Below are 23,777 nucleotides of genomic sequence, written 5' to 3'. Positions count from 1 at the left end.
ATTAGGGCACGAAAGCGAACAACCGGTGCCGTGGCAGGGGGATCAGCTCGACGTGAGCCACCACGGATCGACCGCGACGGACTTCGACGCATCGGACTTCGACACGTCGATCCGCTGACCCGGCATCGGCACCGCGGTGGTCACCTCCGACTCCCGCGCGGCGGGCAGCAGCCGGGTGATGGGCTCCGACCAGGCGTGGAAGGCGAGGTCGAAGGTTCCCCAGTGCACGGGGACCAACAGACTGTCGTGACGGTCGACGCCACCGAGGTCGAGATGCGTGCGCACCGCCTCCTCGGGGTTCATGTGCACGTCGGGCCATCGCTTGTCGTAGGCGCCCACGGGCAGCAATGTCAGGTCGAACGGGCCGTAGGCCTCGCCGACGTCGGCGAACCGCGGGGTATACCCGCTGTCGCCGCCGAAGAACACCCGGCGCGTCGGCCCGGTGAACACCCACGACGACCACAACGTGATGTTGCGCTGCAGGCCGCGCCCGGAGAAGTGCCGGGCCTCGGTGCACGTGATGCGCAGGCCGTCCACCTCGACGTGTTCGTCCCAGTCGAGTTCGACGATGCGTTCCTCGGCGATCCGCCAGCGGCGCAGGTGCGCGCCCACCCCGAGCGGCACGACGAACCGGACGGTCGGCTGCAGCACGGCGAGGCTCTCGACCGTGAATCGGTCGAGATGGTCGTAGTGGTCGTGCGAGATCACCACCGTGTCGAGGCGCGGCAGGGTCTGCAGTTCGACCGGCGCCGGATGCAGACGTGCCGGGCCGACAGTCGGTGAGGGTGACACGCGCTCGCTCCACACCGGGTCGCACAGCACCCGGTAGCCGTCGACCTCGACGAGGGCGGTCGAGTGCCCGAACCACGTCACGGCGAGTTCCGCCGCGTCGACCGGCGCGAGATAGGTCGACAACGGCACCTCGGTGCGAGGTCTCCCCCGCGACCCGCGGGTGAGCAGGTCTTTCGCGAAACCGCCCGCCGCCTCGGCGCCGAGCACGGACGCAGGGTCGGTGTTGTGGAAACGACCGTCGCGGTAGCGGGGCGACGCGGCGGCGTAGGGACGGATGTCGGAGACCGAGGCGCCGATGGAACCGGGCAGGCCGTTCACGGCGCGCGCGACCCACAGCGTGCCTGCTCCGGCGAGCGCTGCCGAGACGGCGGACCGGATGTTCATCGTCCGCGGAAGGTCGGGTCGCGGCGCTCGGCACGAGCGAGCCTGGCCTCCTGGGCGTCCTCGCTGAGCCACGCCGCGGCGAGTGCGGCGGTCTGCTCGGGCGTGGCCTCGTCGCGGGTGCCGTCGTCGTTGAGGAACAACTTCATCGCGTTCAGCGACAGCGGCGCGAGCTTCGCGATCTCGTGCGCCCATGCCTGCGCGTCGGCGAGGTCGCCGATGCGATTGGCGAGTCCACGCGCGAGGGCTTCCTCGGCGTGGACGGGTTCGGCGGCGAGGAAGACTGCGCGTGCCGGCCCGCCGCCGATGAGCGAGGCGAGTCGCCGGACCGTCCATCGATCCACCGAGATGCCCAGGCGCGCAGCAGGAACCGAGAATCGTGCAGTGGGCGCCACGACCCTCAGATCCGCCGCGAGCGTCAGTTGGGTGCCGGCACCGATGGCCGGGCCGTTGACGGCCGCGATCACCGGGATCGGAGCCTCGACGATGGTGCACAGCATCTCGGCGAGGCTGTCGGTGAACCCTTCGGCGTAGACGTCGCCGGAGAGATCGGCCCCGGCGCAGAAGCTCGTGCCCCGCCCGGTGATCACCACGACACGCGCGTCGTCCGCCACGGCCTTGTCCACCGCTTCGCGGATCTCCACGCACAGCTGCGTGTTGAGCGCGTTACGACGCTCTTCGCGTTGCAGTTCCACGGTCACGACGTCGCCGTCGCGGCTGATCCCGATCATGTGTCGCCCCATCCCTTCGTCACCGAACACCCCGCATCATTCCACCCTCCCCGCGAGTGTGGGCGAGGCGCCGGATCGACCAACGACCACGGCGCGAAGATGCTCGCCAGAGCGGCCGACCCGACACCCGAAAGAAGAGGCCGAAGGCCGATGGACGCCGCGACGACACCCTCACCCGAACAGCGGATCGCCGACACGGTGCTCCTGCTGTTGCGCACGAAGGGGCCGAAGGCCGTCACGATCGAAGCGGTCGCGAACGTCGCCGGCATGGCCCGGACGACGATCTACCGCCGGTACCGGGATCGCAGCGAGATGCTGAGGCGGTGATGGAACCCCTCACCCGATCGGCACCCCCGGAACCGGAGGCCACGGCCGAAGAGCTCCTGCGGTGGGTGGTGGAGCAGTCCCGTCTCTCCGTCGACGAGGGCATCGGGCTCGGTGGGCTCGCGGCGCTCGTCACCGAACAGGAACCGTGGTTCACCGAGCTGATGCGATCTCTGTTGATGCGCCACCGGCAGATGCTCGCCGAGGCCATCCGACGCCACTGCGACGACGGAACCGTCTGCGCCGATCTCGATGTGGAGACCTTCCTGGACTGCGTGGTCGGAGCCTACTTCGCCGAGCAGGCGCGTCGCGGCGAGGTGGACGAGGACTGGCCCGCTCGCATCACGCGAACCCTGCTACCGACCTTCGCCGCCTGATCCGATTTCGGTGGATCCGACCCCGCCGAGCGGGGGTGGAACCACCAAAACAGTGGAATCGAGATCAGTGGAACCAGTCGAGAATTCGGCCTCGCGACCAGCAGCGCGCCACCGCGTCCACCCGATGCTCGGCGCCCTCGTACAACGCGATGCCGACGATGCTGTGGCCGGAGGCCGGACGATCACCGAGCGTCGGGACCGACGGCGCGACACCTACACCCTCGGCCGACACCCACGCGACCGTTCGTCCCGTGGCCGCCTCACGAAGGCGGTCGACGAACGACGGGCGCCGCGGGATCGGCAGACGTGACAGAGCCCTGGTAGTCGTCACGACGACCAGGGCATCCTCGGGTACCGCCGCGATCGCCTCGGACAGCAGTTCCACGACGTCGCCGTAGAACCGGACGGGTGGGTCCTCGGCGAGCAGGGCGTCCTCGACGTCGGGGCGGTGCCGTGTCACGGCGACGCGCCTGACCACCGGAGGCATCGTCCGGTCGGGAACCGCCCCGCCGTGGACGATCGAACAACTCTCCTGCACAGGAGAATCCGGGTCGCCCAGGAACACCCCGTCGCTGTAGGTGATGCCCACGCGGTCGACGCACAGGTTCAGCGCAGCGGGGCGTCCCACGTCGATCAGACCGATCGCGGTCGCGCCTACGCGGTGGGCCGCCTCGGCGAGCGCGGGATAGAGCACCGCGTAGCGACCCGTCTCGTCGGTGGTGCCTCCCCGTCGTGCCGTGCCGGCCATGTCTGCTCACTCCTCGTCGTGGGCATCGGCACGCGGACGGCCCGGTCCGCGTATGCGCCCCACCTCGCGCGGCATCCGGCCGGCCTCGGTGAGGGCCCGCCGGAGCAGGAACTCGATCTGGGCGTTGGTGCTGCGCAACTCGTCGGCAGCCCACCGCGCGAGCGCGTCGTGGACTGCCGGGTCGAGGCGCAGCAGCACCTTCTTACGTTCGACCATGCCGCATGATCCCTACTGGTACAGCGATCCCGTGTTGAGGACGGGCTGAGCACTCTGGTCTCCACACAACACGACGAGGAGATTCGAGACCATCGCGGCCTTGCGTTCCTCGTCGAGTTCGACGGTGTGTTCGGCCTCGAGGCGGGCCAGGGCGGTGCCGACCATCGAGACGGCACCTTTGACGATCTGTTCGCGGGCGGCGATGACAGCGCCGGCCTGCTGACGTCGCAGCATCGCCTGGGCGATCTCGGGTGCGTAGGCGAGCTGGTTGATGCGGGTCTCGATGACGCGGATACCGGCGGACTGCACGCGGTCGTGGACCTCGGCCGAGAGCTTGGTGGTGATCTCGTCGGCATTCTGACGCAGCGACATCACTTCCGGCGCAGCGTCGTATGGGTACGAACCGGCGATGTGGCGGACCGCGGCCTCGGTTTGCACGGCGACGAACTCCTCGAAGTCGTCGACGTCGAAGACGGCGCGCGCGGTGTCCTCGACCTGCCACACGATGACCGCCGAGATCTCGATGGGGTTGCCGTCGGCGTCGTTGACCTTGGCTCTGCCCGTCTCGTGGTTGCGGATGCGGGTGGAGATCTTGCGGCGGGTGTTGAGCGGGTTCATCCAGCGCAGACCGGGTTCGCGCAGGGTGCCGGTGTACGAGCTGCCGAGGAGTTGGAGGACACGGGCCTCGTTCGGTTCGACGAGGACGAGTCCGGCGAGCGACACGAGGGCGAGCACCACGATGACGGCGCCGGCGACGATCAGCGGAACGGTGACATCCACTGCTCCCCAGCCGATCAGACCGGCGCCGACGGCGATTGCGACCAGAGCGGCGATCAGCACCGACCAGCCGTTGAACGAGGCACCCGGCCGCTCGACGGTCACGGGCGACTGCACGACATCCATGTTCCTACCTCCCAGGATCAAAGCGATATTAAAGTGATATCACATTTCTACGGCTGCGGACAGCGTTCCCTCCGCGCACCGGCCGCGATCGCGGCATGATGAAGGACAACGATCCGAGAGGGAGGCTCGCGATGCTCGCCGACGAGGCACTCGATGCGGCCGAGGTACAGACCGCCGATGCGGCGCCGGTCGACATCGTCGTGATCGGCGCCGGGCAGGCCGGCCTGTCGACCGCCTACTTCCTCACCCGCTTCGGAGTCGCACCCGAAACAGGATTCGTCGTCCTCGACCGCTCGTTCGGCCCCGGCGGGGCATGGCAGGACCGCTGGCCATCACTGACACTGAGCACCGTCAACGGCGTCCACGACCTGCCCGGCCTCGCGTTCGCGGACGTCGTCGACACCTCCGCGGGCGAGGTTCCGGCAGCCTCTGCGGTACCGCAGTACTACGCCGCCTACGAGAAGGAGTTCGACCTTCCCGTCCACCGCCCCACCACCGTGCGGGTCGTGTGCGACCGCGGCGAGCGACTGCGGGTCGAGACCGAATCGGCCGTCTACGCGGCACGCGGCATCATCAACGCGACCGGCACCTGGGAGCGCCCCTTCGTCCCCTGGTATCCCGGCGCCGCGCGGTTCACCGGACGGCAGCTGCACACCAAGGACTACCGAACGGCCGAGGAGTTCACCGGGCAGCACGTGCTCGTCGTCGGTGGCGGCATCTCCGCGGTCCAGCTCCTCGACGAGATCTCCCGCGTCACCGAGACCACCTGGGTGACGCGACGCGAACCTGCTTGGAGCGAGGAACCTTTCACGGCCGAGCGCGGTCACGCCGCCGTCGCTCTCGTGGAGGATCGGGTACGACGCGGACTGCCACCCGGATCGGTCGTCTCCGTCACCGCGCTCCCGCTCACCCCGCCGCTTCGGGCCGCGCGCGAACGCGGCGCGCTGGAGCGGTCCCCGATGTTCTCCGAGATCACCGAGACCGGCGTCCGCTGGAGCGACGGCCGGACACTCGACGTCGATGTCATCCTGTGGTGCACCGGATTCCGGAGTTCCCTCGACCATCTCGCACCGCTGTCGTTGCGCAACGCCGGTGGCGGCATCACGATGGACGGCCGGCTCGCGACCCGCGTCGCGAAGGATCCGCGCATCCACCTCGTCGGCTACGGCCCGTCGGCGTCCACGATCGGAGCGAACCGCGCCGGTCGCGCCGCGGCCCGGGAACTGGTCGACCATCTCACCGGCGAGGTGCCGCAGCAGTGAGCGGGCGGGGTGGATCGGTGCTGCTGGTCGCGCTCGCGACCACCGCCAGTCTCGTCGCATCGGCACCGGCCCTGGTCGACGTCGCACTCCCTCCCCCACCGCCGGCGCCGGTCGCTCCTTCCCCGACACCGCTGACCGCCGACGAACTCACCGCGCGCACCCTGCCGGTCGTCGTGACGATCGACGCGAGCGCGGGATGGACGGGCATGACGGGCACCGGGATCGTGATCACCCCAGACGGCACGGTCGTCACGAACCATCATGTGGTGAGCGGAGCCACCGATATCAGCGCGGTGAGCGGCGCGGACGGTCTGATCTACGACGCGGAGGTCCTCGGCTACGACCGCGAGCGCGATCTCGCCGTCCTGCGGCTCGGCACCGCGAGCGATCTTCCGGCCGCCGCGATCGCCGAGGACCTGCCGCCGGTGGGCAGCCGGGTCACGGCCTTCGGCAATTCCCAGGGCGGTGGGGTCGTCGTGGCGACCCCCGGCACCATCGTCGAGTTCGACCGCAATGTGGTGGTGCGCGACGCCACGGACGGTTCACGTCACCGCCTCACCGGGATGATCCGCACCGATGCCCCGATCCGGCCGGGTGATTCCGGCGGGCCGCTCGTCGACGAGTACGGAACGGTCGTGGGGATCAACACCGCGGGTGCGGTGCAGCGGAACATCGACACCTCGCCCGATACGACCCCCGAGGCGTACGCCGTGCCCATCACCGAGGCGATCACCGTCGTCGAGCAGGTGCGGACGGGAGTGAGCGAAGGGTCGGTGCACGTGGGCCCGACGCCCCGGCTGGGCGCGAGCGTCACCACCGCCCGCAAGGACGGGCAGGATCTCGGGGCCGAGGTGCTGTGGGTGTCCTACGACAGTCCCGCCTATCACGCCGGTCTCGACGCCGGCGACGTCGTGGTGTCGTTCGACGGGGAGCGCGTCTCGTCGACCGGAGAACTCGAGGAACGTCTGCTCCGTCACCGTCCCGGCGACGTCGTGTCGATCGAGTGGACCACCGAGAACGACGAAAGGCGTTCCGCAGACATCGTTCTCGAAGTCGGACCCGCACGCTGACGGCGACGCTCACGGAAAAATCGGTTGATCGGTCACCCGGGGGGCGAAGACACTTGACCTCGAGTCGCCTCGAGGTCGCAAGATCTCATCGGACCGTCCGACGACCGGGGGAACGCGATGAGCAACCACACCGCATCACCGACGCACCGGCGTCCGCGCCTGGCGCGCGGACCCGTGCGGCCGTTCGCTCATCCGCAGTACCGCCTGCTGATCCTGGCGCTCGCCGCGGGACTGCTGTCCGTGGGCACCTGGCTCATCGCGGTGGTGTGGCAGGTCGTCGAGATGGGTGGCGGTCCGGCCGAACTGTCCTCGGTCGCAGTGGGGCCTGCCGTGGGCATGCTCCTCGTCGCACTTCTCGGGGGTGTGCTCGCCGATCGGATCCCGCAGCGCACCCTGCTCCTCGCGACGTACATCGTCCGGGCGGTGCTGGTCGCGGTGACGGCTGCGCTCGCCGTGAACGGATCGATCGCCTTCTGGCATCTCACCGTCGTGGGTTTCGCACTCGGGCTCGCCAACGGTGTCCAGTTCCCGGCCTATTCGGCACTGTTGCCGTCCATCGTCCCGCCGCAGGACCTGCTCGCCGCCAACGGTGTCGAGGGTGTGCTCCGGCCGACGCTCGTGCAGGCGGCCGGTCCGGCGGCGGCGAGCGCCGTCGTGGCGGCCTCGTCCCCCGCCGTCGCCATGTGCACCGTCGCGCTCCTCGAGGTGGTCGGGGCATTGTGCATCCTCGCGATGCACCCGACCGTGGTCCGCTGCGACGACACGCGGACCGGAGGGTCGAGCGGATTCCGTTCCGTGCTCGACGACCTCGCGGAGGGTGTGCGGTTCACCGTGCGCACGCGGTGGTTGCTCGGAACGCTCCTGTTCGGGTCCGTCGCGGTCTTCTGCGTGCTGGGACCGATCGAGGTGCTGATCCCGTTCGCGATCCGCGAGGCGACCGGGGGCGGGCCGTTGCAGCACGCGATGGTGATGGCCGGTTTCGGTGTCGGTGGGGCAGTCGGGTCGATGCTCGTGGCGTCGCTGCGGCTGCCGAGGCGCTATCTCACCGTCCCGCTTCTGATGTGGGGGCTGGGCTGCGTCCCCCTCGCCGTCATCGGGGTCTCCGGGTCGGTACCGATCATGATCGCCGCGGTGTTCGTCGTCGGCGCGCTGTTCAACGCCGGATCCGTCGTGTGGGGAACGCTGCTGCAACGGCGGGTGCCCGCGCACCTGCTCGGTCGGGTCTCGAGTCTCGACTTCTTCGTCTCGATCGTGTTCATGCCGCTGTCCATGGCCGTGGCCGGGCCGCTGGCCCTCACGGTCGGGCTCGCGCCGACCTTCGCGATCGCCGGGTTGGTGCCGGCCGTCGCCGCGGTGATCGTGATCGTCGCGGCCCGGACGCGGCGCGACGAGATCGACAATCCACTCGACGCCGTCCCGGTGGGCGACGATGGGATCGTGCCCGCGGAGTGCGGTGGCTGAGGGGCCGCTCGTGGCCGGTACCGACCCGCGCCGGACCTCGGATTCGTCGCACCCGGGATACTCGGAGCGTGAGCGCAACACTTCGTATCAACGGCCTGTCGGCCTCCCGCGGGGAACGTGTCCTGTTCGACGGACTCGATCTCACCGTCGCACCCGGCGATGTGATCGGCCTCGTGGGGGCCAACGGCGCCGGGAAATCGACGCTGCTCACGACCCTCGCAGGGATCGGTGACGCCGATGTCACCGGCTCGGTGGTCCTCAGCCCGCCCGACGCCACCATCGGCTATCTCGCCCAGGAACCCGAACGGGTGCCGGGCGAGACGATCCTCGGTTTCCTCGCACGTCGCACGGGTGTCGCGGCGGCAGAACACGTCATGAACGCCACTGCCGAGCGACTCGGCGACTCCGACGAGGACGAGTACACCCCGGCGCTCGAACGGTGGCTGGCGCTCGGCGGGGCCGACCTCGCCGAGCGCGCCGAGAAGGTGATCGACGACCTCGGCCTGGAAGCGGGCCTCGACGCTCCGATGACGGCGCTCTCCGGTGGCCAGGCCGCCCGCGCCGGGCTGGCGGCACTGCTGCTGTCGCGCTACGACGTGCTCCTGCTCGACGAACCGACGAACGACCTGGATCTGGCCGGCCTCGAACGACTCGAACGCTTCGTGGACGAGACACGCACGGCATTGGTGGTCGTCAGCCACGACCGCGAATTCCTCGCGCGCACGGTGACGGGCATCGTCGAACTCGATCCCGTGCAGCAGCAGATCTCGGTCTACGAGGGCGGGTACGAGGCGTATCTCGTCGAGCGCGAGGTGGCGCGCCGACACGCGCGCGAACAGTACGAGGAGTTCGCCGACACCAAGTCGCAGCTCGAGGAACGCGCCCGGATGCAACGCAACTGGCTCGAACACGGCGTCCGCAACGCGCGCCGCAAGTCCAAGGACAACGACAAGATCGGACGCAAGCACCGCGCGGAGGCCACCGAGAAGCAGGCGGCGAAGGCGCGTCAGACGCAGCGGCGCATCGAGCGGCTCGACGTCGTCGAGGAGCCGCGCAAGGAATGGGAACTGCGCATGTGCATCGCCGCCGCCCCGCGCAGCGGCACGGTGGTCGCGACCCTCGGCGAGGCCGTCGTCCAGCGGGGCGACTTCGTCCTCGGGCCGATCACCACGCAGGTCGAGTGGGGCGACCGCATCGTCGTCACCGGCCCGAACGGCGCCGGGAAGTCTACGCTGCTCCGGTTGCTGCTCGGCACGATCGAACCGGATACCGGTCGCGCGTCGCTGGGGTCGGGTGTTCTCGTCGGCGAGATCGATCAGGCCCGCAGCCTGTTCGAGGGGGACGAACCGCTGGTCGAGGCGTTCGGGCGCAACGTGCCCGACTGGCCGGACGCCGACGTGCGGACCCTGCTGGCGAAGTTCGCCCTCAAAGGGCACCACGTCCTGCGGACGGCGTCGTCTCTGTCGCCGGGCGAACGCACCCGCGCGGGACTCGCACTGCTTCAGGCACGCGGCGTCAATCTGCTGGTGCTCGACGAACCCACCAACCACCTGGATCTGCCGGCGATCGAGCAACTCGAGCAGGCCGTCGACAGTTTCGAGGGAACCCTACTGCTGATCACGCACGATCGCCGCATGCTGGAGACCACACGGACGACACGTCGATGGATGCTCGACGACGGGAAGCTGAGCGAGGAGTTGATGTAGATGGGTGGAAGCGTGCGCGTGGACAGCTGGACGTGGTCGGTCCGGCTGTTCAAGACCCGGTCCGCCGCGGCGAGCGCGTGCCGCGCCGGGCACGTCCGCGTCGACGGTGTGACGGCCAAGCCGTCGACGCCGGTGACGATCGGAGCCGAGGTCCGCGTACGCGCGCACGGAACGGAGAAGATCGTCGAGGTCACCCAGCTCGTGAACAAGCGCGTGGGTGCACCGATCGCCGCGACCGCCTACATCGATCACAGTCCCCCGCCTCCACCGAAGGAGATCCTCGCGGCGCTCCCCCGCCGCGACCGCGGGGCGGGCCGTCCGACGAAGAAGGAACGCCGCGAACTCGACCGTCTCCGCGGTTTCGCCGACGACGACTGACAACACTACGACATATCGATCCATCCTCACCCATTGACAAAGCGTTGGGTTTTCACAACACTTTGTTCTATGAGTCCGGTACGTCGTGGGGAAGCTCTCCCCATCTACAACCGCATCCGCGTCCTGCGCGCGGAGCGTGGCATGAGCCGCGCACAACTGGCCGCGCTCATCGATGTGAACCCGCAGACCGTCGGAGCACTCGAACGCGGCGACCACTATCCGAGCCTCGATCTCGCCTTCCGCATCTGCGATGTCTTCGGACTACCGGTCGAAGCCGTCTTCTCCCGTACCGAGTTCACGCCGTTGTCGACCGAGCTGTACAAGCCCCGGAAGGAGGCCTGAGATGACCACAGAATCCCTGCTCGATCGCTACGAGGAGTACCGCACCCGCAGGTTCCTGAAGAACGAGGAGATCACCAGGGGGTGGATGCCGAACTGGCGTACCCGCCGTCGCCGCCGCATCCTCGCCGTCGCCGTCATGGTGCTGATCGCGCTGATGTTCGTCGCGTCGATCGCGTCGTACTTCACAATGGCGGCGGCGATCGCCTGGCTGCCGGTGACGCTGGTGTTCCTGCCCACTTGGACGTGTCTGCAGATCGTGTCGGGAAGGCAGTCCGATGCACCCCGTCGCGCCCTCGATGAACGCGAGATCGCCGAGCGCAACAGCGCCCGCTCGATCGGTCTGTCCGTGGCGCAGGGCCTGCTGATGATCCCGATCTTCGCGTTGCTGTGGAGCCCGGCGATCGACTCGATCGACCATCGGGCACTCGCCTATTCCGCAGGCGGATTCGCTCTCGCCTCGATACTGTTCAGCGGTTGCCTGCCCGCCGTTCTGCTCGCCTGGACCCGCCCCGACGACGATCCGGAGGACCTGCTGTGACACTGACGATCGACAATCTCTCGAAGCGCTACGGCGACACGGTCGCCCTCGACGGCGTGAGTTTCGAAGTCCGCCCCGGCGAGCTGTTCGGATTCGTCGGCAGCAACGGCGCCGGCAAGACCACCACCATGCGGATCACCCTCGGCGTCCTGGCCGCCGACTCCGGCGAGGTCCGCATCGACGGGAAGCCGGTCGACCTCGAGATGCGCCGCAACATCGGGTACATGCCCGAGGAACGCGGCCTGTATCCGAAGATGAAGGTCGGCAAGCAACTGTCCTATCTCGCTCGGCTGCACGGCCTTTCGAAGTCGGAGGCGTCGGAGGCGGTGCAACGGTGGACCGAACGGCTCGGCATCGCAGAACGTCTCGGCGACACCGTCGACGCCCTGTCGCTCGGCAACCAGCAGCGCGTGCAGCTCGCCGCGGCTCTCGTGCACGACCCGAAGGTCCTCGTCCTCGACGAGCCGTTCTCCGGCCTCGACCCGGTAGCCGTCGACGTCATGAGCGACGTCCTGCTCGAGAAGGCGAAAGATGGCGTGCCGGTGGTGTTCTCGAGCCACCAGCTCGACCTCGTCCAGCGCCTGTGCGACCGCGTGGGCATCATCGGCGCAGGTCGGATGCGCGCCGTGGGCACCGTCGACGACCTGCGGTCCAAGGGCGACGCGCTCCTCGTCGTCCACGCGCCGCAGGCACCCCGAGGCTGGGCGCACGGTCTGCCGGGCGTCACGCACGCCGAGTACGAGGACGAGGACGAGCGCACCGTGCTCACCGTCACCCCCGGCGCCGACGACCAGCTGATCCTCAAGGCGGCCCTGGCCACCGGCCCGGTCCACGAGTTCTCGCTCCGACGCCCATCCCTGACCGAGCTGTTCCGAGAGGTGGTTTCCGCATGAGCGCCCCGTTGAGCAACGCCCGCGCGGTCGGTCTCGTCGCGTCGCGCGAGTTCGTCACGCAGGTTCAGAAGAAGAGCTTCCTGATCAGCAACGCGATCATCCTCGTCGCGATCGTCGTCGGCATCGTCGCCACCTCGATCCTGTCCGGCGGCGACGACGACCGGCCCACCGTCGGAGTCGTGGGGGCGCCCGCGCTGCAGACGACGATCGAGTCGCTCGGTGAGACCGTCGGCACTCCGCTCGAGGTCTCCGACGTTCCCGACGCCGCCACCGCCCGCGAGCAGGTGTCCTCCGGCGATCTCGACGTCGCGCTCGTCCCCGGCGACGGCGCATCCGTCACAGCGATCACCGAATCGGAACTCGACACCGACGTCCGCGCGGTCGTCGAGGCCGCTGTCGTGCAGCAGGCCCAGGTCGCCGCGCTGACCGACCGCGGCGTCGATCCCGCCGCGGTCGCGGCCGACGTCTCGGCGGCGACCGTGACCGTCGACGCCCTCGACCCGCCGGACCCCGAACAGGGACAACGCATCATCCTCTCGATCATCGCGGTGATCCTGCTGTACATGCAGATCCTGATGTTCGGCATGTACGTCGCGATGGGTGTCGTCGAGGAGAAGTCCTCGCGTGTCGTCGAACTGCTGCTGTCCACGCTGCGTCCACTGCAACTGCTGTGGGGCAAGATCCTCGGCATCGGCGCGGTCGGGCTCCTGCAACTCACCGCCTACGGCGCGGTCGGTGTCGGCACGGCGCTCGCCACCGACACCCTCACGATCACCGGCACCGCCCTCGGCGTGCTCGCCGGCACCCTCGGCTGGTTCGTCCTCGGCTTCGCGTTCTTCGCCGTCCTCTACGCGGCGGCAGGGTCGATGGTGTCGCGGCAGGAGGACGTCAATTCCACCTCGGGTCCGCTGGTGATGCTGATCCTCGCGATGTTCTTCGCGGCGTTCTCGTCGGTCGACGACCCCGAGGCCGGATGGAGCACCACGCTGAGCTGGATCCCGCCGTTCTCCGCGATCCTCATGCCGCTGCGCATCGCCGCGGGAGTTGCCACCCCGGTGCAGATCGTCGGCACCATCGTGCTGATGGTCGCCGCGATCGCGGTGCTCAGTGTGATTGCCGCGCGCATCTACCAGCGGTCGATCCTGCGCATCGGCCGGACGGTCACGTGGAAGGAAGCGCTCGGCCGATAGCCGATCCCACAACGAGGGGGAGGATATATGCGGTGTGTCGCAAGAACACGCACATGTCCTCCCCCTCGTTCGCGCCGGTATAGGTTGACCGCGACGGACGAGGACAGGTGGAGGCGACGTGGCCGGTAGCAGGATCTCGGCGCAGGAGTTCATCGACAAGGTGCTCGACCCGGGAAGCTTCGTCTCCTGGGACGTTCCGCCGATCGATGTCGGGGCCGGCGAGAAGTACCTCGCCGATCTGGACAGGGCCGCCGATAAGTCCGGGGTCGACGAATCCGTGCTCACCGGTTCGGGCACCGTCCACGGCCGCCGGGTCGCTCTGATCGTGTGCGAATTCTCCTTCCTCGCAGGCTCGATCGGTGTCGCCGCCGCCGAACGCATCGTCACCGCCGTCGAACGCGCGACCGCCGAGGGACTGCCCCTGCTCGCGTCGCCCACCTCGGGTGGCACCCGCATGCAGGAGGGCACCCTCGCCTTCGTGCAGATGGTGAAGATCGCCGCCGCCGTCGCTGCGCACAAGGCCGCACATCTCGGTTATCTCGTGTACCTGCGCAATCCGACGACGGGCGGGGTGTTCGCGTCGTGGGGGTCGCTCGGGCACGTCACTGCCGCCGAACCGGGCGCGCTCGTCGGGTTCCTCGGTCCGCGCGTCTACAAGGCGCTCTACCAGGAGAACTTCCCCGAGGACGTCCAGACCGCGGAGAACCTGTACCGCAAGGGCGTGATCGACGGGGTCGTGCCCCTCGGCGGTGTGCGTCAGGTCGTGCACCGGCTGCTGCGCGTACTCGTCGAGGGCAACCGGCCCGAGGTGACGTCGAGTCCGGCGATCACCACCGTCGACGACGTGCCCGACATCCCGGCCTGGCATTCGGTAATGCTCAGCCGACGGCCCGAACGGCCCGGTATCCGGCAGTTGCTGCGTCACGCCGCCTCCGCGCAGGTCCCCCTGTCCGGGACCGGTGAGGGCGAATCCGATCGCACCGTCCTGCTCTCCCTCGCCCGGTTCCGCGGCGTGTCGTGTGTGATGTTCGGCCAGGACCGTGCGGGACAGTCACCCGAACGCACGATGGGGCCGGGAGCACTGCGCGAGGCCCGCCGCGCGATGCGTCTCGCCGACGAACTGCGCCTGCCGCTCGTGCTCGTCATCGACACCCTCGGCGCGTCGCTGTCGAAGGAGGCAGAGGAACGCGGGCTCGCACCCGAGATCGCCCGCTGCCTCGCCGATCTCGTCACTCTGCCCACCCCGACGGTGTCGGTGCTGCTCGGTCAGGGAACCGGAGGCGGCGCGCTCGCCCTGCTGCCCGCAGACCGCGTGTTGTGCGCGCAGCACGGCTGGCTCGCCCCGCTCCCGCCCGAAGGCGCGAGTGCGATCGTGCACCGCGACACCACCCACGCACCGGCCATGGCGCAGGATCAGGGGATCCGCTCCCGCGACCTGCTGCGCAACGGTGTCGTCGACGCGATCGTCCCCGAGCACCCCGATGCCACCGAGGAACCCGTCTCGTTCGTCAAGCGGGTCGGTGCTGCGGTCGCCCGCGAACTCGCGATCCTCACCGACGAGCCCGCGGAGGACCGCTACCGGCGACGGATCGAGCGGTACCGCAAGCTCGGCGTGCACTCCTGACCCGGCGCGATCCGGATCAGCTCGAACCCGCCACCGCCCCGCCGGCCGCGACGGCGGCCATCATGGCCGCGTTGACGGATGCGACGGCGTCGCGCACCGCCTCGGCCGCCCACTCGCCCTGCGCGATCTCCTTCGCTCGTTTCTTCACTGCCCGCTTGTCGGCGTCCGGGAACACCTTCGGCGCCGCATCCGCCGCCGACAGCAGCGCGATCAGCGCCGTGGTGCGCGGCTCCGGGGTCAGGCCGTCGATCAACGCCGCGCGGATCAGGTCGCGGACGCGCTGCTCGTGGGTGGAATCGATCGTGGGCCACTTCTTCGTCGGGAACACGCCGAGGATCCTCCCGCGCTCCTCCGAGACCCAGCCCTGCTCGACGACCCGCGCGAGAAGCTTCTCCTGCAGGTCCTTCTGCAGTTTCTCGATGGCCGACGTCGGCTTCAGCGGCCTGCCCGAGCCGAGACGCTCGACTGCCTCGGCAAGGATCGGATCGGCGGGTCGTGCCTCGGTGCGTATCGCGATCCGCCCCTTCTTCACCTGCTCCCCCTCGGTGTCGACCGCCACCACGTCGTCGAGGGCGAGTTCGAGGAGCACCGCACCCGCGAGAACGCGGGGCAGTTTCACTCCGTCGACGAGAGGCTTTCCCGATTCGTCGTCCAGAAGCAGGAGCAGCAGGTCTTCCGCGATCGAGGTCATGCGGCTCAGGGTAGGCACTTCGTCCGTTCGTCGCCTGGTCGTGTCCGTCCGACGCAGACCTGCAGCCACCCCCTTGCAGGTCACATAGAGTGGTTCGGGCCACAACCGCCGTCGAGGAAGGACACGAACGATGGGCTCGTACGAGGAGGCGTTCCGTCGGAGCACCGAGGATCCGGAGGGATTCTGGCTCGAGGCCGCCCGCGCGGTCGAGTGGGAGAGCGCGCCGACGCGAGCTCTCGACGACTCGGCGGCACCGTCGTACAAGTGGTTCCCGGACGGCACCCTGAACACCAGCGTCAACGCACTCGACCGGCACGTGGACGCCGGCAACGGCGACCGCCCGGCCCTGATCTGGGATTCGGCGATGGTTCCGGCCAAGCGCACCTACACCTACGCCGAACTGCTCGACGAGGTCGCGAAGTTCGCCGGTGTGCTGCGCGACCAGGGTGTCGCCGCCGGCGACCGCGTCATCGTCTACATGCCGATGATCCCCGAGGCCGCCATCGCGATGCTCGCCTGCGCCCGCATCGGGGCGGTGCACTCGGTGGTGTTCGGCGGGTTCGCCGCGAAGGAACTCGCGACCCGCATCGACGACGCCACGCCGGTCGTGCTCGTCACCGCCTCCGGTGGTCTCGAACCCGGCCGCACCGTCGAGTACCTGCCGATCGTCGAGCAGGCGATCGGCCTGTCGCCGACCCCGCCGCACACCGTGATCGTGAAGAACCGCGAGCAGATCCCCGGATCGGCGGCCGACTACCAGACGTCCTCGGCGGCGTGGTTCGACTGGGACGAGCTGTGCGCCGACGCGTCCCCTGCGGAGCCCGTGACGGTCGCGGCGACCGACCCGCTCTACATCCTCTACACCTCCGGCACCACCGGGAAGCCCAAGGGCGTGGTCCGCGACAACGGTGGGCACGCCGTGGCCCTGACGTGGTCGATGCGCAACATCTACGACATCGATCCGGGCGACGTGTGGTGGACCGCGTCCGATGTGGGCTGGGTGGTCGGCCACTCCTACATCGTCTACGGCCCGCTGCTGGTCGGAGCAACGACGGTGATGTACGAGGGAAAGCCCGTCGGCACCCCCGATGCGGGTGCGTTCTGGCGGATCATCGCCGAGAACGGCGTCAAGGCACTGTTCACCGCTCCCACGGCGATTCGCGCTGTGCGCAAGGCGGATCCGAACGCCGAGGAACTGAAGAAGTACCCCATCGACTCGCTGCAGACGCTCTTCGCCGCCGGTGAGCGCCTCGACCCCGACACCTACCACTGGGCGACGAAGGTGCTCGACCGCCCGGTGGTCGACCACTGGTGGCAGACCGAGACGGGCTGGGCGATCGCGGCGAATCTGCGCGGCCTCGAGGCGATGCCGCTCAAGGCCGGCTCCCCCACCGTCCCCGTGCCGGGCTACCGGGTCGAGATCGTCGACGGAGAGGGCAAGCCCGTCGATCCGAACACCGAGGGCAACATCGTCATCCGCCTGCCGTTGCCGCCGGGCACACTGGCCGGCCTGTGGCAGGACGACGACCGGTACCGTCGGTCGTACCTCGACACCTTCCCCGGTTACTACCTCACCGGCGACTCGGGCTATGTCGACGAGGACGGCTACGTCTTCGTCCTCGGCCGGTCCGACGACGTGATCAACGTTGCCGGGCACCGGCTCTCGACCGGCAGCATGGAGGCCGTGGTGGCCTCGCATCCCGCTGTCGCCGAATGCGCCGTGGTGGGCATCCGCGACGAATTGAAGGGCCAGCGCCCCTCGGGTTACGTGGTGCTCAAGGCCGGTGTGGAGATCGAGCCCGAGACCCTGCGTCAGGAACTCGTCACGATGGTCCGCGACCAGATCGGTGCGGTCGCGACCTTCCGCGACGTGACCGTGGTCCAGGCCCTGCCGAAGACGCGCTCCGGCAAGATCCTCCGCAAGACCATGCGGCAGATTGCCGACCACGAGGAGTACACCGTGCCGTCGACGATCGAGGACCCGGCCGTGCTCGACGCGCTGAAGGAACAGCTCGGCGGCTGACGGCACGCCCCGCTGAGCCTGCACACAGCAGCGGACGGATACTCGGTGCAGAACACGAGTATCCGTCCGCTCGAGTACGCCTACGTCACTTCTTCCGTCTGCGTCTCACAAGCACCAGCACGAGCACGGCCGCGATGACCCCGCCGGCCACCGCGATCAGATCGGGCCGGTTGCGGACCTCCTGGGCCCGTTCGGCCGCGGACTGCTTGACCCGGGTGGGCACGTCGAGTCTGTCGGTGAGTTCGCCGACGGTCGCGGCGAGTTCGGCCCGTTGACGTTCGATGTCGGCCACCTCGTCCGGACGACCACCGTTGTCGGATGCGGTCACTTCGTTGCTCCCTTCGCGGCGTCGATGTCGGCGCGGACACTGGCGACCGTGCGTTCCGGCACGGGCGGTGCGGCGTTCTTCGCCTTCGAGGCACCGACCGCGGCGAGGATGCCACCGACCGCGAGCACCACGAGCGCGACGATGAGGGCCGCGAGCCACGGTTCGACGGCGGTGGCGAGGCCGAGTACGGCCGTCGCGATCAGGGTCGCCAGACCGAGGAACAACAGGATCGCTCCCGCACCCGAGATCCCCACGCCCACACCGATGCGGGTGCCTTTGGACTTGACTTCCTCGAGCGCGTGCGAGACCTCGGTCCGCACCAGGGTCGAGACCTGTTCGGTGAGCCGCTCGGTGAGTTCGACAGTGGACAGGTTCTTCGGTTGCTCGGCTACGGGGCGCGCATTGCCGGGTGTCGTCATCGCGGATTCCTTTCCGTCGTGGGCCCGGTAGGGCCCACGGGGTCGGCCGCCTCTCCGGAGGAGCCGTCGGCGCTGTGGGCTTCGCGCAGCTTCCGCCCGTGCTCGACGAGTTCCTCCAGCTTGGCGGCGTTCTTCTCGCTCGCGCGCGAATCACGTTCGGGCAGTTGCAATGTCTTCTCGGCAGGCATACCGGCCTGCAGCTGGCGGCCACGTTCCATCTCGGCGTCGAACTCGGCACCGAACAACAAGGCCAGATTGGTGATCCACAACCACAACAGGAAGATCACCGCACCGGCGAGTGAGCCGTAGGTCTTGTTGTAGCTGCCGAAATTCGAGACATAGAAGGCGAATGCCACCGAAGCCACGATCCACACGACGATCGCGATGAGCGATCCGAGGCTGACCCAGCGGAACTTCGGCTGGGACACGTTGGGCGTCGCGTAGTACAGCACCGCGACGATCATGACCACCAGCGCAAGCATCACGGGCCACTTGACGATGTTCCACACCGTCACGGCGGTGTCGCCGAGGCCGATGACGTCGCCGATCGTGCGTGCGACCGGGCCGCTGATCACAAGCATCAGGGCGGTCGTCCCGGCGGCCACCAGGGCCACAGCGGTGATCAGCAGCATCAGCGGACGCAGCTTCCAGACGGGCCGGCCCTCTTCGATCTCGTAGATCCGGTTCATGGCGCGGCCGAAGGCGCCGACATATCCCGAGGCCGACCACAGCGCGCCGAGAATACCGACGATCAGGGCGAATCCGGCTGTCGGTGCGGACACGAGCTGTTCGATCGGCCCTCGCAGGGTGTCGACGGCGGAGGACGGGCCGAGGTCCTCGACCATGCCGAGCACGGTGTCGACCGTCGTCTGTCCCTGGCCGAACACGCCGAGCAACGAGACCACGACGAGCAGCGCAGGGAACAGCGACAGGACGGCGTAGTACGTCAGTGCGGCTGCGAGATCGGTGCACTGGTCCCGACTGAACTCCCGAATCGTCCTGCGCAGCACATATTTCCACGACGGCGTGGACAGATCGGTCGGTGAGTCGGGTTTGCGCGGGTCATCGGGGGCGAGGGTGGCACCCGACGATCCATCACCTCTGTGCTCGGCGTCCATACTGCGGCGGGTACCCCACCTCGCACACCGACCAAACTCACAGCCGCACCGCGGCCGAACCACCGCCGCATCGGTGTGACGGCCGTACGATTCCGCTCATGGCCGACACCCCACTCGAAGGATTCGCCGACGGTTTCGCGGACATCGCCTCGCAGCTCGACTACCCGATGTTCATCGTCACCGCATTCGACGGCGAGGAACGCAGCGGTTGCCTGATCGGTTTCGCGACCCAGTCCGCGATCGATCCGGCCCGCTTCCTGGTGGCGCTGTCGAACAAGAACCGGACCTACCGGGTGGCGTCGAAGGCGAAGCACCTCGCCGTGCACGTCCTGACCCCGGCAGACCGCGAACTGGCAGCGCTGTTCGGCGAGCACACCGGCGACGACATCGACAAGTTCGACCGCTGCTCGTGGCACGAGGGACCCCACGCACTACCCGTGCTGGACGGCCCGCGCGCGTGGTTCGTCGGCCGGATCCTCGAGACCTTCACGACCGGCGACCACGGCGGTTTCCTCCTCGAACCCGAACGCGGTGAGCTCCGTGGCGACCTGGACCGCCTCATGACCTTCAAGTCCGTGGGTGATCTCGACGCCGGGCACGGCGCGTGACGTGCATCCGGCGGGCGGGAGTGGTCTGATCGGCGTCATGCGACGACTCGACGGCACCGATGCGACGCAGCACGTGGACGACACGGCGCTGCGCGCTCTCTACGCCTATCCCGACGACCTGTCCCGGCCGTGGATGCGGATCAACTTCGTGTCCTCCCTCGACGGAGCCGTGGCGGTCGAGGGACGATCGGGCGCCCTCGGCTCGCCCGCCGACAAGAAGGTCTTCGGGCTGCTGCGCGAACTCGCCGATGTGATCCTCGTGGGCGCAGGCACCGTGCGGGCCGAGAACTACGGCGGCGCGAGGACCAGCGAGGCCCTGCGCGTGCGCCGCGAGGAGGCCGGACTCGCTCCGATACCGCCGGTCGCGGTGGTGACCGCCTCGTGCGACCTGCCGCCCGACCTGCGTCTGTTCACCGACACGACGATCCCGCCCGTGGTCTTCACGACCGCACGGGCCCCCGAGACCGCCCGGCGCGCGGTGGAGGCCGCCGGAGGCGACGTCCGCGTCATCGCCGACGCAGTGATCGACGGCCCCTCCCTGCTCGCGGCGATCGGCGAGGCGGGATGGCTCCGGGTGCTGTGCGAGGGCGGACCGAATCTGTTCGGCCGCATGATCGAGGACGGCGTCGTCGACGAGCTGTGCCTGACCTGGGCTCCGGTCCTGGCCGCCGGCAGCGCCGCGCGTATCGCGCATTCGCCGACGGCCGCTCTGACACCCCTGCAACGTGCGCACCTGGTGTGCGACGACGACGGCACCCTGCTCACCCGCTGGGTGCGACCCGATGCTCTGGAAGGAGACACGCATGGCCGATGACGACGTGGTGGAGGGGACGGACACCTCCGACGAGTTGATCGAGCAGCTGGCACAGCTCGCCTCCGACAAGGAGCTGACGCTCGGCTGCGCGGAGTCGCTCACCGCGGGCACGCTCGCAGCCCGCCTGGGTGCCGCGAAGGGCAGCTCCGACTGGTTCCGCGGCGGCATCGTCGCGTACTCGCGCGAGGTCAAGTACGGCCTGCTCGAGGTTCCGGAGGGCCCCGTCGTGTCCGAGAGCGCGGCCCGCACGATGGCGGAGAGCACCTCCCGCCTCCTGGGCGCGGACATCGTCGTCGCCGTGAGCGGAGCCGGTGGGCCCGACCCGCAGGACGGCCGCCCGCCGGGCACGGTGTGCTTCGCGACGACCGGTCCGGACGGCACCCGCAGCGAGGAGCAGCGCTTCGACGGTGATCCCCAGGACGTGCTCGCGAGGACGGTGCGTCACGCCCTGTCGTTGCTCGTCGAGCGCGCATCCGCCTGAAAATCGGATGCGATCTTCCACCCGCGGGGCCTAACGTGACGAACATGCGCGTCGTCTTCACGAAGGGTCCCGGGATCGGGTACGAGATCGCGGTGCACCGCGACATCGGTCCGGAGCTCGCTCCGCGCAACGGCCCGGGCGGTCACCCCTATCTCCCCCACGACCTCGTGCACCTGCTGGTCGAGAACGAGGCGGGTATCGAACTCGGTGTCTTCGGGCAGTTGGCCGCGGGCGACAACGGCATGTTCTGGCCCGTCGACAATGCGGAGCGGACCAGAGCGGGTCGGCGTCGGCGCTCGAAGAAGCATGCGATGCCGCCGCGCGCGGAGGCCGACATGATCAGGTCGGAGACACTGGCGCGCATCGCCGTTCCCGTCTGGGAGGCGCGCCGCGGCCTGGCGTCGAGCCTTCCGGCATATGTGTCCGCGCACGATGTCACCCCGGTGGTCGACCGGATCGTCGACACCTTCGACGACTACGCCGACCGGTGGCATGCGCTACCGGTCGGCGGGTCGGTGACGGTCACCTGGAAGGTGTCGTTACAGAACCGACGGTGACACGTCGAGGGTCGTGCGGTCGAGGCTTGCGAGCAGATCGAACTGCGGACCGGTCCTGGGCAGTTCGAAACGGAAGAAATACCGTGCGGCGGCGCGCTTCCCGTCGAAGAAGTCGCCCTCGCGGTCGCCCACCGCGAGAAGCTGCTCGAGCCACATCCATGCCACCACCACGTGCCCGACGGCTTCGAGGTAGACCGACGAGTTGGCCAGGGCCACAGCGGGATCGCCGGTGGACCACAGCGTCGCGGTCGTCTCCGCGACGCGCGCCACCGCCGCGCCCAACTGCTGGGCGTAGGCGGCGGCGTCGCCCCCGGCCTGCGTCGCCCGCGCGATCGTCTCGCCCACCGCTTCGCCGAGCAGCGCGAGAGCGGCACCGCCCTGCATGATCACCTTGCGGCCGAGTAGGTCGAGGCCCTGGATGCCGTGCGTGCCTTCGTGAATGGGGTTGAGTCGGTTGTCGCGGTAGAACTGCTCGACGTCGAACTCGCGGGTGTAGCCGTAGCCGCCGAGCACCTGGATCGCGAGGCTGTTGGCTTCGAGGCACCACTGCGACGGCCAGGACTTCGCGATGGGTGTGAGCAGGTCCAGCAGCAGACCGGCGCGGGTGCGCTCGTCGTCGCTCTCGGCGGTGCGCTGCACGTCGACGAGCTTCGAGCAGTACAACCCCAGCGCGAGAGCTCCTTCGACATAGGACTTCTGCGCCAACAACATTCGTCGCACATCGGCGTGTTCGACGAGCGGCACCTGCGGCGAGGCCGGATCCTTGGCGCCGAGCGGCCGGCCCTGCGTGCGGGTACGGGCGTAGTCGAGCGACTGCAGGTACCCGGCGTAGCCGAGGGAGGTGGCGAGGAAGCCGACGCCGATCCGGGCCTCGTTCATCATGTGGAACATGTACGACAGGCCCTCGTGCGGCTCACCGAGCAGGTAGCCGACCGCACCGGCCTCGCCGCCGGGGGTGTGGACGCCCTCGCCGAAGTTGAGCAGGGTGTTGGTGGTGCCGCGGTTGCCCATCTTGTGGTTGAGGCCGACGAGCGCGACGTCGTTGCGTTCGCCGAGCGTGCCGTCGGCCTCGACGAGGAATTTCGGGACGATGAACAGCGAGATGCCCTTCACCCCGTCCGGCCCGCCGGGGATCTTGGCGAGGACGAGGTGGACGATGTTCTCGGTGAGTTCGTGGTCGCCGCCGGAGATCCACATCTTGGTGCCGGTCAGCCGGTAGGTGCCGTCGGCGGCGGGCACGGCCCTGGTGGTGATGTCGGCGAGCGACGAACCGGCCTGCGGTTCGGACAGGCACATGGTGCCGAAGAAGCGGCCCTCGAGCATCGGCGGCACGAACGTCTCGATCTGCTCGTCGCTGCCGTGGGTGACCAGCAGGTTCGCGTTGGCTGCGGTGAGGAAGGGATACGCCGAGGTGCCGGCGTTCGCGGCCTGGAACCACGCCATCGAGGCACGTTGCACGGCGACCGGCAGTTGCATGCCGCCGTGCTCCTCGTCGAACCCGCCGGCGAGTAGTCCCGCCTTGCAGAACAGGTCGAGCGCGTCCTTGACCTCGGGGATGATCTCGACGCGACCGTCCTCGCCGATGCGAGGCTCCTGAGCGTCGCCCTTCTTGTTGTGGGTAGCGAAGTGCTTGGTGGCGATGTCGGCGCTCAGGTCGAGTACGGCGTCGAAGGTCTCCCGTGAATGCTCGGCGAAGCGGTCGCGAGCGGTGAGGGACTCGATGTCGAGCCAGTCGTACAGGAGGAAGTCCAGGTCGCGGCGGGACAGGACTGGAGAAGGCATCGAGGATCCTTTCGGGCGAC

The 23,777-nt window shown here is 69.0% G+C and carries 27 protein-coding genes; 17 read left to right on the top strand and 10 right to left on the bottom strand.

Annotated features, from left to right (window positions below; genetic code table 11):
* Window positions 1-42 precede the first annotated feature (42 nt).
* Entirely contained in the window at window positions 43-1,176 is a 1,134-nt protein-coding gene (locus tag NVV99_RS06650; RefSeq protein ID WP_024103115.1) for an MBL fold metallo-hydrolase, read from the bottom strand.
* Window positions 1,173-1,904: an enoyl-CoA hydratase gene (locus NVV99_RS06645; protein ID WP_024103114.1), complete on the bottom strand. Its 732-nt coding sequence runs from the start codon at window positions 1,902-1,904 to the stop codon at window positions 1,173-1,175. The genes NVV99_RS06650 and NVV99_RS06645 overlap by 4 nt, the downstream gene beginning before the upstream one ends.
* 150 nt (window positions 1,905-2,054) lie before the next feature.
* Between NVV99_RS06645 and NVV99_RS06640 the strand changes: the two genes are divergently transcribed.
* Both NVV99_RS06640 and NVV99_RS06635 read left to right on the top strand, forming a co-directional pair.
* Complete coding sequence (locus NVV99_RS06640) at window positions 2,055-2,231, top strand: TetR/AcrR family transcriptional regulator (protein ID WP_232333440.1); 177 nt, start codon at window positions 2,055-2,057, stop codon at window positions 2,229-2,231.
* A complete protein-coding gene (locus NVV99_RS06635; protein WP_242411685.1) occupies window positions 2,228-2,605 on the top strand; it encodes a TetR/AcrR family transcriptional regulator C-terminal ligand-binding domain-containing protein in 378 nt (125 codons plus the stop codon). The genes NVV99_RS06640 and NVV99_RS06635 overlap by 4 nt, the downstream gene beginning before the upstream one ends.
* 64 nt (window positions 2,606-2,669) lie before the next feature.
* Here the strand turns inward: NVV99_RS06635 and NVV99_RS06630 are convergent, their stop codons facing one another.
* From NVV99_RS06630 to NVV99_RS06620, 3 genes are read right to left on the bottom strand one after another with little or no spacing between them, the layout of a single operon-like run.
* Window positions 2,670-3,353 (bottom strand): DUF2332 family protein, encoded by a 684-nt coding sequence (locus NVV99_RS06630; RefSeq protein ID WP_006551623.1) that lies wholly within the window; start codon window positions 3,351-3,353, stop codon window positions 2,670-2,672.
* A 6-nt stretch (window positions 3,354-3,359) separates the two neighbouring features.
* Window positions 3,360-3,569 (bottom strand): hypothetical protein, encoded by a 210-nt coding sequence (locus NVV99_RS06625; RefSeq protein ID WP_006551624.1) that lies wholly within the window; start codon window positions 3,567-3,569, stop codon window positions 3,360-3,362.
* Window positions 3,570-3,581: 12 nt separating this feature from the next.
* Window positions 3,582-4,472, bottom strand: coding sequence for an SPFH domain-containing protein (locus NVV99_RS06620; protein WP_024103113.1), 891 nt, complete (start codon window positions 4,470-4,472; stop codon window positions 3,582-3,584).
* A 131-nt stretch (window positions 4,473-4,603) separates the two neighbouring features.
* On the opposite strand from NVV99_RS06620, the gene NVV99_RS06615 reads away from it, so the two are divergent.
* The 10 genes from NVV99_RS06615 to NVV99_RS06570 all read left to right on the top strand — a co-directional run bounded on the left by NVV99_RS06615 (window position 4,604) and on the right by NVV99_RS06570 (window position 14,936).
* On the top strand, window positions 4,604-5,734 hold the full coding sequence (locus NVV99_RS06615) for an NAD(P)-binding domain-containing protein (RefSeq protein WP_024103112.1): 1,131 nt from the start codon (window positions 4,604-4,606) through the stop codon (window positions 5,732-5,734).
* Complete coding sequence (locus NVV99_RS06610; RefSeq protein ID WP_033096767.1) at window positions 5,731-6,804, top strand: S1C family serine protease; 1,074 nt, start codon at window positions 5,731-5,733, stop codon at window positions 6,802-6,804. The genes NVV99_RS06615 and NVV99_RS06610 overlap by 4 nt, the downstream gene beginning before the upstream one ends.
* Window positions 6,805-6,921: 117 nt before the next feature.
* Window positions 6,922-8,265 carry an MFS transporter gene (locus NVV99_RS06605; protein ID WP_024103111.1) on the top strand — a complete coding sequence of 448 codons (1,344 nt, stop codon included), beginning with the start codon at window positions 6,922-6,924 and terminating at the stop codon, window positions 8,263-8,265.
* 68 nt (window positions 8,266-8,333) lie between these two features.
* Window positions 8,334-9,971 (top strand): ABC-F family ATP-binding cassette domain-containing protein, encoded by a 1,638-nt coding sequence (locus tag NVV99_RS06600; protein ID WP_024103110.1) that lies wholly within the window; start codon window positions 8,334-8,336, stop codon window positions 9,969-9,971.
* Entirely contained in the window at window positions 9,972-10,349 is a 378-nt protein-coding gene (locus tag NVV99_RS06595) for an RNA-binding S4 domain-containing protein (RefSeq protein WP_006551630.1), read from the top strand.
* A gap of 69 nt (window positions 10,350-10,418) precedes the next feature.
* Window positions 10,419-10,691, top strand: coding sequence for a helix-turn-helix transcriptional regulator (locus NVV99_RS06590; protein WP_033096769.1), 273 nt, complete (start codon window positions 10,419-10,421; stop codon window positions 10,689-10,691).
* A gap of 1 nt (window position 10,692) precedes the next feature.
* Entirely contained in the window at window positions 10,693-11,229 is a 537-nt protein-coding gene (locus NVV99_RS06585; RefSeq protein WP_024103109.1) for a hypothetical protein, read from the top strand.
* Window positions 11,226-12,122, top strand: a complete 897-nt coding sequence (locus NVV99_RS06580; protein WP_024103108.1) for an ABC transporter ATP-binding protein — start codon at window positions 11,226-11,228, stop codon at window positions 12,120-12,122. The genes NVV99_RS06585 and NVV99_RS06580 overlap by 4 nt, the downstream gene beginning before the upstream one ends.
* Window positions 12,119-13,312, top strand: a complete 1,194-nt coding sequence (locus NVV99_RS06575; RefSeq protein WP_024103107.1) for an ABC transporter permease — start codon at window positions 12,119-12,121, stop codon at window positions 13,310-13,312. Before NVV99_RS06580 ends, NVV99_RS06575 begins: the two co-directional genes overlap by 4 nt.
* A gap of 118 nt (window positions 13,313-13,430) precedes the next feature.
* Window positions 13,431-14,936, top strand: coding sequence for a carboxyl transferase domain-containing protein (locus NVV99_RS06570; RefSeq protein WP_024103106.1), 1,506 nt, complete (start codon window positions 13,431-13,433; stop codon window positions 14,934-14,936).
* 16 nt (window positions 14,937-14,952) lie between these two features.
* Here the strand turns inward: NVV99_RS06570 and NVV99_RS06565 are convergent, their stop codons facing one another.
* Entirely contained in the window at window positions 14,953-15,627 is a 675-nt protein-coding gene (locus NVV99_RS06565) for a GPP34 family phosphoprotein (RefSeq protein WP_024103105.1), read from the bottom strand.
* Between the two features lie 130 nt (window positions 15,628-15,757).
* Here NVV99_RS06565 and NVV99_RS06560 point away from each other — a divergent pair, with 130 nt between their 5' ends.
* Window positions 15,758-17,650: a propionyl-CoA synthetase gene (locus tag NVV99_RS06560; protein WP_016694977.1), complete on the top strand. Its 1,893-nt coding sequence runs from the start codon at window positions 15,758-15,760 to the stop codon at window positions 17,648-17,650.
* 85 nt (window positions 17,651-17,735) lie between these two features.
* Here NVV99_RS06560 and NVV99_RS06555 read toward each other — a convergent pair whose 3' ends face one another.
* Genes NVV99_RS06555 through NVV99_RS06545 form a run of 3 tightly spaced genes read right to left on the bottom strand, consistent with a single transcriptional unit; the run spans window position 17,736 to window position 19,515 of the window.
* A complete protein-coding gene (locus NVV99_RS06555; RefSeq protein ID WP_006551638.1) occupies window positions 17,736-17,978 on the bottom strand; it encodes a DUF3618 domain-containing protein in 243 nt (80 codons plus the stop codon).
* Window positions 17,975-18,397: a phage holin family protein gene (locus NVV99_RS06550; protein WP_006551639.1), complete on the bottom strand. Its 423-nt coding sequence runs from the start codon at window positions 18,395-18,397 to the stop codon at window positions 17,975-17,977. Before NVV99_RS06550 ends, NVV99_RS06555 begins: the two co-directional genes overlap by 4 nt.
* A complete protein-coding gene (locus tag NVV99_RS06545; RefSeq protein WP_024103103.1) occupies window positions 18,394-19,515 on the bottom strand; it encodes a YihY/virulence factor BrkB family protein in 1,122 nt (373 codons plus the stop codon). The genes NVV99_RS06550 and NVV99_RS06545 overlap by 4 nt, the downstream gene beginning before the upstream one ends.
* Before the next feature lie 98 nt (window positions 19,516-19,613).
* On the opposite strand from NVV99_RS06545, the gene NVV99_RS06540 reads away from it, so the two are divergent.
* Genes NVV99_RS06540 through NVV99_RS06525 form a run of 4 tightly spaced genes read left to right on the top strand, consistent with a single transcriptional unit; the run spans window position 19,614 to window position 21,975 of the window.
* The gene (locus tag NVV99_RS06540; protein ID WP_024103102.1) at window positions 19,614-20,123 is read left to right on the top strand and encodes a flavin reductase family protein; all 510 of its coding nucleotides are present in this window, start codon (window positions 19,614-19,616) and stop codon (window positions 20,121-20,123) included.
* 37 nt (window positions 20,124-20,160) lie between these two features.
* A complete protein-coding gene (locus tag NVV99_RS06535; RefSeq protein ID WP_024103101.1) occupies window positions 20,161-20,937 on the top strand; it encodes a pyrimidine reductase family protein in 777 nt (258 codons plus the stop codon).
* Complete coding sequence (locus tag NVV99_RS06530; RefSeq protein ID WP_006551643.1) at window positions 20,927-21,418, top strand: CinA family protein; 492 nt, start codon at window positions 20,927-20,929, stop codon at window positions 21,416-21,418. The genes NVV99_RS06535 and NVV99_RS06530 overlap by 11 nt, the downstream gene beginning before the upstream one ends.
* Window positions 21,419-21,462: 44 nt before the next feature.
* The gene (locus NVV99_RS06525) at window positions 21,463-21,975 is read left to right on the top strand and encodes a hypothetical protein (protein ID WP_024103100.1); all 513 of its coding nucleotides are present in this window, start codon (window positions 21,463-21,465) and stop codon (window positions 21,973-21,975) included.
* Here NVV99_RS06525 and NVV99_RS06520 read toward each other — a convergent pair.
* Window positions 21,958-23,757, bottom strand: coding sequence for an acyl-CoA dehydrogenase (locus NVV99_RS06520; protein ID WP_019289914.1), 1,800 nt, complete (start codon window positions 23,755-23,757; stop codon window positions 21,958-21,960). The genes NVV99_RS06525 and NVV99_RS06520 overlap by 18 nt on opposite strands.
* Between the last annotated feature and the right edge of the window lie 20 nt (window positions 23,758-23,777).

Source organism: Rhodococcus sp. PAE-6 (assembly GCF_025290685.1).
Taxonomy (GTDB): domain Bacteria; phylum Actinomycetota; class Actinomycetes; order Mycobacteriales; family Mycobacteriaceae; genus Rhodococcus; species Rhodococcus pyridinivorans.
Note: the sequence above shows the minus strand (reverse complement) of the source record. Positions and strands in the feature narration are given on the sequence as shown.

Coding starts and splice junctions, on each gene's coding strand:
- NVV99_RS06550 (WP_006551639.1), bottom strand. CDS start 18,397: ATGACGACACCCGGCAATGCGCGCCCCGTAGCCGAGCAACCGAAGAAC.
- NVV99_RS06545 (WP_024103103.1), bottom strand. CDS start 19,515: ATGGACGCCGAGCACAGAGGTGATGGATCGTCGGGTGCCACCCTCGCC.
- NVV99_RS06645 (WP_024103114.1), bottom strand. CDS start 1,904: ATGATCGGGATCAGCCGCGACGGCGACGTCGTGACCGTGGAACTGCAA.
- NVV99_RS06650 (WP_024103115.1), bottom strand. CDS start 1,176: ATGAACATCCGGTCCGCCGTCTCGGCAGCGCTCGCCGGAGCAGGCACG.
- NVV99_RS06605 (WP_024103111.1), top strand. CDS start 6,922: ATGAGCAACCACACCGCATCACCGACGCACCGGCGTCCGCGCCTGGCG.
- NVV99_RS06565 (WP_024103105.1), bottom strand. CDS start 15,627: ATGACCTCGATCGCGGAAGACCTGCTGCTCCTGCTTCTGGACGACGAA.
- NVV99_RS06625 (WP_006551624.1), bottom strand. CDS start 3,569: ATGGTCGAACGTAAGAAGGTGCTGCTGCGCCTCGACCCGGCAGTCCAC.
- NVV99_RS06595 (WP_006551630.1), top strand. CDS start 9,972: ATGGGTGGAAGCGTGCGCGTGGACAGCTGGACGTGGTCGGTCCGGCTG.
- NVV99_RS06560 (WP_016694977.1), top strand. CDS start 15,758: ATGGGCTCGTACGAGGAGGCGTTCCGTCGGAGCACCGAGGATCCGGAG.
- NVV99_RS06585 (WP_024103109.1), top strand. CDS start 10,693: ATGACCACAGAATCCCTGCTCGATCGCTACGAGGAGTACCGCACCCGC.
- NVV99_RS06615 (WP_024103112.1), top strand. CDS start 4,604: ATGCTCGCCGACGAGGCACTCGATGCGGCCGAGGTACAGACCGCCGAT.
- NVV99_RS06525 (WP_024103100.1), top strand. CDS start 21,463: ATGCGCGTCGTCTTCACGAAGGGTCCCGGGATCGGGTACGAGATCGCG.
- NVV99_RS06520 (WP_019289914.1), bottom strand. CDS start 23,757: ATGCCTTCTCCAGTCCTGTCCCGCCGCGACCTGGACTTCCTCCTGTAC.
- NVV99_RS06530 (WP_006551643.1), top strand. CDS start 20,927: ATGGCCGATGACGACGTGGTGGAGGGGACGGACACCTCCGACGAGTTG.
- NVV99_RS06620 (WP_024103113.1), bottom strand. CDS start 4,472: ATGGATGTCGTGCAGTCGCCCGTGACCGTCGAGCGGCCGGGTGCCTCG.
- NVV99_RS06590 (WP_033096769.1), top strand. CDS start 10,419: ATGAGTCCGGTACGTCGTGGGGAAGCTCTCCCCATCTACAACCGCATC.
- NVV99_RS06575 (WP_024103107.1), top strand. CDS start 12,119: ATGAGCGCCCCGTTGAGCAACGCCCGCGCGGTCGGTCTCGTCGCGTCG.
- NVV99_RS06540 (WP_024103102.1), top strand. CDS start 19,614: ATGGCCGACACCCCACTCGAAGGATTCGCCGACGGTTTCGCGGACATC.
- NVV99_RS06535 (WP_024103101.1), top strand. CDS start 20,161: ATGCGACGACTCGACGGCACCGATGCGACGCAGCACGTGGACGACACG.
- NVV99_RS06630 (WP_006551623.1), bottom strand. CDS start 3,353: ATGGCCGGCACGGCACGACGGGGAGGCACCACCGACGAGACGGGTCGC.
- NVV99_RS06640 (WP_232333440.1), top strand. CDS start 2,055: ATGGACGCCGCGACGACACCCTCACCCGAACAGCGGATCGCCGACACG.